Source organism: Actinotalea sp. C106 (genome assembly GCF_023630195.1).
Lineage (GTDB): Bacteria > Actinomycetota > Actinomycetes > Actinomycetales > Cellulomonadaceae > Actinotalea.
In genome coordinates this window covers 1-1,121 of sequence record NZ_JALPKN010000526.1, presented here as the reverse complement: position 1 = coordinate 1,121, position 1,121 = coordinate 1, and the positions used below count along the sequence as shown (strand labels likewise).

Annotated in this window: 2 protein-coding genes; both read left to right on the top strand. The window is 75.0% G+C overall.

Annotated elements, in window-relative coordinates:
- Nucleotides 1–667: cytochrome c biogenesis CcdA family protein (locus tag L0B03_RS18215; RefSeq protein WP_250448468.1), on the top strand; the 667-nt coding region annotated here is incomplete at its 5' end.
- Nucleotides 667–1,121, top strand: a 455-nt coding sequence (locus tag L0B03_RS18210; RefSeq protein WP_250448466.1) for a cytochrome c biogenesis protein ResB, incomplete at its 3' end; no start/stop codon positions are given. The genes L0B03_RS18215 and L0B03_RS18210, both read left to right, overlap by 1 nt.

The following is a 1,121-nucleotide window of genomic DNA, read 5'->3' as shown; positions in this document are numbered from 1 at the left end:
AGGGGCGGGCGCGCAGGCGGGGGCTGCGAGCCCCGCCCCGCACGCGGCAGCGCAGCCCGCTGCCGCTCCAGGTCGCCTGGCCGACGTGGGCCGCTGGCGCATGCTCGCGGGGGTGGGCCTGTTCGTCGCGGGGTTCACGGTGGTCTTCGTGCTGTTCGGCGTGCTGGCCGGGTCCCTCGGGGCAGCCGTGAACGAGTGGAGCGACGTGCTGACCCGGGTGCTGGGACTCGTCGTCGTGCTCATGGGTCTGGTCTTCCTCGGGTGGATCCCCTTCGCCCAGCGCGAGCGGCGCCTGCACCTCGCGCCGACAGCCGGGCTGTGGGGGGCTCCGGTGCTGGGTGTGGTCTTCGGGCTCGGCTGGGCGCCGTGCATCGGCCCGACCCTCGTCGCCGTCTACACCCTGGCCCTCGACGAGGCCTCGGCGGGGCGCGGGGCGGTGCTCTCGGTGGCCTACTGCGTGGGCCTGGGGCTGCCGTTCCTGCTGATCGCGCTGGGCTTCGAGCGCTCGGCCGGCGCCCTGGGGTTCCTGCGCAGGCACCGCGTGGCGATCATGCGGGTCGGTGGCGGGGTGCTGGTGCTGGTTGGCCTGGCCCTGGTCTCGGGGATCTGGGGGGCGTGGACCCAGTCCCTGCAGGGGCTCATCGGTGGCTTCCGGACGGTGGTGTGATGCCCGAGGACTACCGGCCCGAGGGGCACGCGGGCGGCCCGTACGCCGAGGGCGAGCCGGCCGGCACCGCCCCCGCGGTCCTGCCCCGCCTGGGCCTCGTCGGGACGTTGCGCTGGACCTGGCGCCAGCTGACGAGCATGCGGGTCGCGCTGATGCTGCTCATGCTCCTCGCCGTCGTGGCCGTGCCCGGCTCGGTGCTCCCGCAGCGCCCGCAGGACCCCGCCGCCGTCGCGCGCTACCTGGCCGACAACCCGGAGCTGGCCCCCTGGCTCGACCGGCTGGGCTTCTTCGACGTGTACGCCTCGGTCTGGTTCTCGGCCGTCTACATCCTGCTCTTCGTGTCCCTGGTGGGCTGCATCGTGCCGCGGACCCGCGTGCACCTGCGCGCCGTGCGGCTCCGGCGTGAGGCCTCGCTCGCGCGCACCGGACTGGGCTTCGCGCCCTCGCTCGTGAT